The organism is Pseudomonas agronomica, from assembly GCF_025917275.1.
Classification (GTDB): Bacteria; Pseudomonadota; Gammaproteobacteria; order Pseudomonadales; family Pseudomonadaceae; genus Aquipseudomonas; species Aquipseudomonas agronomica.
This window is the reverse complement of the sequence record NZ_JAOSHO010000318.1, coordinates 1-6,028: the sequence shown is the minus strand read 5'-3', so window position 1 is coordinate 6,028 and position 6,028 is coordinate 1. Positions and strand designations below refer to the sequence as shown.

Annotated in this window: 7 protein-coding genes; 5 read left to right on the top strand and 2 right to left on the bottom strand. The window is 62.7% G+C overall.

Features of this window, described 5'->3' with window-relative positions; all coding sequences use genetic code 11:
• Positions 1 to 65: 65 nt before the first annotated feature.
• The gene (gene queD / locus OC610_RS19420) at positions 66 to 422 is read right to left on the bottom strand and encodes a 6-carboxytetrahydropterin synthase QueD (RefSeq protein WP_264429962.1); all 357 of its coding nucleotides are present in this window, start codon (positions 420 to 422) and stop codon (positions 66 to 68) included.
• Positions 423 to 505: 83 nt separating this feature from the next.
• Positions 506 to 1,585 (bottom strand): patatin-like phospholipase family protein, encoded by a 1,080-nt coding sequence (locus OC610_RS19415; RefSeq protein ID WP_264429961.1) that lies wholly within the window; start codon positions 1,583 to 1,585, stop codon positions 506 to 508.
• A 249-nt stretch (positions 1,586 to 1,834) separates the two neighbouring features.
• Between OC610_RS19415 and OC610_RS19410 the strand changes: the two genes are divergently transcribed.
• From OC610_RS19410 to OC610_RS19390, 5 genes are all read left to right on the top strand, one after another.
• Positions 1,835 to 2,143 carry a PepSY domain-containing protein gene (locus OC610_RS19410; RefSeq protein ID WP_264429960.1) on the top strand — a complete coding sequence of 103 codons (309 nt, stop codon included), beginning with the start codon at positions 1,835 to 1,837 and terminating at the stop codon, positions 2,141 to 2,143.
• Complete coding sequence (locus tag OC610_RS19405) at positions 2,143 to 2,454, top strand: PepSY domain-containing protein (protein ID WP_264429959.1); 312 nt, start codon at positions 2,143 to 2,145, stop codon at positions 2,452 to 2,454. Before OC610_RS19410 ends, OC610_RS19405 begins: the two co-directional genes overlap by 1 nt.
• Positions 2,454 to 3,122: a response regulator transcription factor gene (locus OC610_RS19400; RefSeq protein ID WP_264429958.1), complete on the top strand. Its 669-nt coding sequence runs from the start codon at positions 2,454 to 2,456 to the stop codon at positions 3,120 to 3,122. Before OC610_RS19405 ends, OC610_RS19400 begins: the two co-directional genes overlap by 1 nt.
• On the top strand, positions 3,119 to 4,432 hold the full coding sequence (locus OC610_RS19395; protein ID WP_264429944.1) for an ATP-binding protein: 1,314 nt from the start codon (positions 3,119 to 3,121) through the stop codon (positions 4,430 to 4,432). Before OC610_RS19400 ends, OC610_RS19395 begins: the two co-directional genes overlap by 4 nt.
• A 235-nt stretch (positions 4,433 to 4,667) precedes the next feature.
• A complete protein-coding gene (locus OC610_RS19390; RefSeq protein ID WP_264429963.1) occupies positions 4,668 to 5,984 on the top strand; it encodes a Na+/H+ antiporter family protein in 1,317 nt (438 codons plus the stop codon).
• The last annotated feature ends 44 nt before the right edge of the window (positions 5,985 to 6,028 follow it).

Sequence of the window (6,028 nt, the reverse complement as noted above, 5' to 3'; positions counted from 1 at the left end):
AGCAAGCTCCCTCGCCACAGAAGTTTCCTTGTCACAGAAGGCTCGTCAGGGAGCTGCGCCGGTTTTTATTCGCCGTGATAGATGCAACCGCTGGTGCAGGTCTCGTGGATGCGAATGGCACTGAGTTCCGGCAGCAGCGGCTTCAACTCATTCCAGATCCACCTGGCCAGGACTTCGCTGGTCGGGTTTTCCAGGCCAGGGATGTCGTTGAGGTAGTTGTGGTCGAGGCGCTCGTAGAGCGGCTTGAAGATCGCCTTGATTTCCGAGAAATCGCGAATCCAGCCCGTATGCGGGTCGATGTCGCCACTGAGGTGGATCGCCACCTTGAACGAGTGGCCATGCAAACGGCCGCACTTGTGGCCTTCGGGCACGTGGGGCAGGCGATGGGCGGATTCGAAGGTGAATTCTTTGAAAATTTCCACAGGTTCAGGCTCTTTAAGATAGCGGTCGCGAGGCAGGCGGCGGAGTTTATCAGGTTGATCCGTGTGATGCCCGAGCATGCTGACTAAAGGGTCAGCAAACGCTCGCCCAATCCGCCGTTGGCCGTCAGTTCCAGGAATTCGTCGCCGAGCCGGCGGCTCTCGTCCATTGCTGTGCGCCAGTATTTGCGGCGGCTCGGGTCGTCGCCCATGAAGCGCTTGAAGTCGTTGCGGTCCGGCAGTTTGCCGTACGGCAGGCGGGCGAGGTATTCGCGCGATGGGGCGAGCAACAGCACGTCCTGGAGACGCTCGGCGTTGCCCTTGCGCCATGGCAGGCCCTTGTCGAACCAGCCGGGGATGACGCGGTCGGTGAAATGTGGATAGAGGACGATGTCGTCGCCGCTGTAGGGCAGGTCGAGGTGGTAGTCCAGCAGACCACCGTCGCGGTAGGTGCCCGCGCCGGCGCCGGGGAGGTCGCGCACGCCTTCCATCACCATCGGAATCGAGCCGGACGCCAGCAGTGCCTGGCGCAGGTTGCCGGCCACCAGGGGCACGAAGCGCGACGGGAAGTCTGTCAGGGGGTGCAGCGGTGGGGCCAGGCGCGGGTCGTGTACGATCAGCCGTTCGAAATGCCGCGATAGCCGCGCGCGGCCTCGCAGGTTGTCGGCGATCACCGACGATAAGCCCAGGCCCAGCCGGCCTCGGTGGTCTTGTGCCAGCAGGCCGTAGCTCTTGACCACCATGATGTTGAGCCGGTAATGCGGGTTGTCGAGGATCGTCAGGTCGCGGCCTTCCAGCAAATCATCGAGCATGCGCTGGGAGCTTTGGCTGACGCCGGCCATGGTCACGCCTTTGGCGAAACTCTGTTCGTTATACAACGTGCCCAGGCGCTGGATACCCTCGGCGGCGTTTGGCAGGCAGGCGCTGGCAAAGCGCCAGGAGCCAACCGAAGCGCCGATCAGCGAACGCTCCCGGGGTGCGGCGGGGAGCCATTCACCGAACAGTGCCAGGTCCAGCCCCTGGATACCCAATGCCTTCGGACCACCGGCGGCGCCGGGCAGGGTGCCGACGTCGGCGGCACTGAGGCCCGCCTGGCGGATACGCTGGAAGGCACGGGGGCCGGCCTTGAGGGCAAGGGCGGGGAACTTGATATGGATGGCAGTCATACCGGTCTCATGGTCTAGCGGGTGCAGCGATTATAGGGAGTCCTGTAGGCGCTGCCGAGCAAAGCGAGGCTGCGATCTTTCCCCTGGCGCTTGAATCCCGATCGACGACCAGGAACAAAAGATCGTCCGAACGCGGCCCGAGCCTTCTGCAGCTCCAGGGGAGAGGAGTATTCCATGATGGCAATTCAGTTTCAGTTAAGTTCACCCCGATACAGTTTTCCGGTGAAAATTATAAAAAGGAGATAACCCGTGAACCGCCTGACTGCCTTTTTTATCGCGACGTTCATGATCCTGACCGCTGGCTTGGCCCAAGCAAGAGACCTCCATGACCACGAGGCCAAAAAACTGCTGGACGCTGGTACCATCCTGTCCTTCGAGAAACTCAACGCCGCTGCCCTGGCCAAACACCCCGGTGCCAAGGTGACCGATACCGAGCTGGAAGAGGACTACGGCAAGTACCGTTACAAGGTGGACCTGCGTGATGCCGAGGGCATCGAATGGGACCTGGAACTCGACGCCGTCACTGGCGAGGTACTCAAGAATCATCAGGATACGTAATGAAGCTTAATCTACGCGCCGGCAGCTGCTGGGCGCTGGCGTTGTTGACGTTTTGCTCGCTGGCGGCAGCCCGAGACCTGGATCAGGACGAAGCCCTGCAGTTGCGCCAGCAGGGCGTGATCCTGCCGCTGGAGCAACTGCTGCAACAGGCGCTGGACCTTCACCCCGGCGCCAAATTGCTGGAGGCCGAGCTTGAAGAAAAGCACGGCGTCTATATTTACGAAGTCGAGCTGCTGGATACCGATGGCGTAGTGCGCGAACTGGACCTTGAGGCCGCGACCGGCCGTTTGCTCAAAGATAAGGAAGACTGATGCGCCTGCTCCTCGTGGAAGACCATGTTCCCCTGGCCGACGAACTGATGGCCGGGCTGGCCCGACAAGGTTATGCGGTGGATTGGCTCGCCGACGGTCGCGATGCGGTATACCAGGGCAGCAGCGAGCCTTACGACTTGATCATCCTCGACCTTGGCCTACCCGGAGTGCCGGGGCTTGACGTCCTGGCCCAATGGCGGGCCGCAGGCTTGAGCACTCCGGTGCTGATCCTCACTGCCCGCGGTTCCTGGGCCGAGCGCATCGAAGGGCTCAAGGCCGGGGCCGATGATTACCTGACCAAGCCGTTCCATCCCGAGGAACTGCACCTGCGAATCCAGGCGTTGTTGCGCCGTTCCCATGGCCAGGTCAACCAGCCGACGCTCCAGGCGGCAGGGTTGCATCTGGATGAAAGTCGGCAATGCGTGGTTCGCGACGGTGCGGATATCCAATTGACCGCCGCCGAGTTCCGCCTGTTGCGCTATTTCATGCTCCATCCCGAACAAATCCTTTCCAAGAGTCATCTCGCCGAGCACCTGTATGACGGTGAAACCGAGCGCGACTCCAATGTGCTGGAAGTCCACGTCAACCACCTGCGCCGTAAACTGGGGCGCAGCGTGATCGAAACCCGTCGCGGCCAGGGCTACCTGTTCGGCGGGCAGGCGCAGTGAGATCCATCCAGCGGCGCTTGAGCCTTGGACTGATCGGTGTGATGGTCGTGGTCGGCCTGGTCCTGGCCCAGACCAGCCTGTGGCTGTTCGAGCTGGGCTTGCAGCGCTACCTGGAAGCCGGGTTGCGCAACGACAGTGAAAACCTGCTCGTGGCGCTGGTGCGCGGTCCGCAGGGCCTGCAACTGGACGAGCGGCGCTTGTCCCCGGCTTATCTGCGACCGTTTTCGGGGCATTACTTTCGTATCGATTTTGCCGAAGAGCACTGGCGTTCCCGTTCCCTGTGGGACCAGGAATTGCCCCGGCTCGACCATCCCGGCCTGCACAGCAACCTGCAACTAGGCCCCGAAGGCCAGAGACTCCTGGTGCTGCGCACCGACTATCGGCGCCTGGGCCAGGCGATTTCCATCAGCGTTGCCCAGGACTACACGCCCGTGCGGGACAGCTTCCTGAGGATGCAGCAAGTCGGCCTGGGGCTCGGCTTGGCGGGGTTGTTGCTGATCCTGTTGCTCCAACGGCTGACGGTGCGTCGGGCGTTGCGTCCGTTGGAAAAAGCCCGGGAGCAGATCGCCCAATTGCAGCGCGGGCAGCGCTCGCAACTCGACGAAGAGGTGCCACGGGAGCTGGAACCGCTGGTGGCGCAGATCAACCATCTGCTGGCCCACACCGAAGACAGCCTCAAGCGTTCGCGCAATGCCCTGGGCAACCTGGGCCATGCCTTGAAAACACCGCTGGCGGTGCTGCAAAGCCTGGCCTCGAACGAAAAGCTCGACCCTTATCCGGAATTGCGCAAGCTGCTGCTCGAACAGCTGGAACAGGTCCGCCAGCGCCTGAACCGCGAACTCAACCGGGCCCGGTTGTCGGGCGATGCCTTGCCCGGCGCGCACCTGGACTGCGACGCCGAGTTGCCGGGGTTGCTGGCGACGTTGAACATGATCCATGGCGAGCACCTGCATCTGGCCTGCGTCGCGCCGCCCGGCTTGCACCTGCCGTGGGATCGGGAAGACCTGCTGGAACTGTTGGGCAACCTGTTGGACAACGCCTGCAAATGGGCCGACGCCGAAGTGCGCCTGAGCGTGACCGAGACGGCCGAGGGCTTCAGCCTGACCGTGGAGGACGATGGTCCGGGCATCCCCGCGGAGCGGCGCGAACAGGTATTCAGCCGGGGCACGCGGCTGGATGAGCAGACCGACGGTCACGGCCTCGGCCTGGGCATCGTGCGGGACATCGTCGATACCTGGGGCGGGACGTTGGCGTTGGATGAAAGCGAGTGGGGCGGGTTGAAGGTCGTGATCGACTTGCCCAGGCGCTGAAACATACCAATGGTGGCGCAGAGCCCCTGTGGGAGCGAGCTTGCTCGCGATAGCGGAGGGTCAGTTGATATTCATTTTGCTGAACTGACGCTATCGCGAGCAAGCTCGCTCCCACAATGGATGGGCAGTGACTGCAAAACCCGCTGCATGACCCTTGCAGCTTGCCGCCGCTTGCTGCAAAGTCGCGACCTTTTTGTCCGGTGGCTTTCCATCGCAGTGCTTTGAGGTAACGATGATAAATGCAGTCATTGCCGCGGTTGGCGTCATGCTGGTGCTCAGCCTGTCCCGCGTGCATGTGGTAATCGCGCTGATTGTCGGCGCATTGGTCGGCGGCTTGATGGGTGGCCTGGGGATCGAGGCGACGCTCAAGGCATTCAACGCAGGCCTCGGTGGCGGTGCGACGGTGGCGTTGTCTTACGCGTTGCTGGGTGCGTTCGCCGTGGCGATTGCCAAATCCGGCATGGCCCACGCCCTGGCTGACAAAGCCCTGGCCATGGTGGATCGCCAGGACGCCGCGGGCGGCACAGGCGTCAAATGGGTGCTGATGGGCCTGCTGGGCACGGTTGCGGTCGCCTCGCAGAACATCTTGCCGATCCACATCGCCTTCATCCCGCTGCTGGTGCCGCCGCTGCTTTATGTGCTGACCAAGCTGCAGCTGGACCGCCGGTTGATCGCCTGCGTCATGACCTTCGGCCTGATCACGCCCTATATGTTCCTGCCGGTGGGCTTCGGCAACATCTTCCTCAACGAGATCCTGCTCGCCAATATCGCCCGCAGTGGCGTGGACGTCAGCGGCATCAACATCACCCACGCCATGGGCATCCCGGCGCTGGGCATGGTCTTTGGCCTGGTGCTGTCGTTCATCACCTATCGGAAAAAACGTGTCTACGACCTGAAGAAAATCGCTCGCGCCGAGCAGGTGACGGTACGCTACAACCCCCTCAGCCTGCTGGTGGCGGGGCTGGCGATCGCGGCGGCGTTCGCCATCCAGCTGCTGCTCGATTCGATGATCATCGGTGCGCTGGCCGGCTTCCTGATCTTCTCGGTCTCGGGTGTCGTGCGCTGGCGCGAGACCGATGATCTGTTCACCGAAGGCATGAAGATGATGGCAATGATCGGTTTCATTATGATCGCGGCCTCGGGCTTCGCCGAAGTGATGAAGGCCACCGGCGAGGTCCAGAGCCTGGTGGAAACCTCGGCGGCCTGGATCGGCCACAACAAGGGCGTTGGTGCGCTATTGATGTTGCTGGTGGGGTTGCTGGTGACCATGGGCATCGGCTCGTCGTTCTCCACGGTGCCGATCCTGGCGACCATCTTCGTGCCGCTGTGCCTGCAGCTGGGCTTCAGCCCGCTGGCGATCGTTTGCATCGTCGGCACCGCAGGCGCGCTGGGCGATGCAGGCTCGCCGGCCTCGGACTCGACCTTGGGCCCGACTTCCGGCCTGAACATCGATGGCCAGCACCACCATATCTGGGACACCGTGGTCCCGACCTTCCTCCACTACAACTTGCCGCTGCTGGCGTTTGGTTGGGTGGCGGCGATGGTGTTGTAGCTCAAGACCGCGCCGCCTTCTTCGCGAGCAAGCTCGCTCCCACA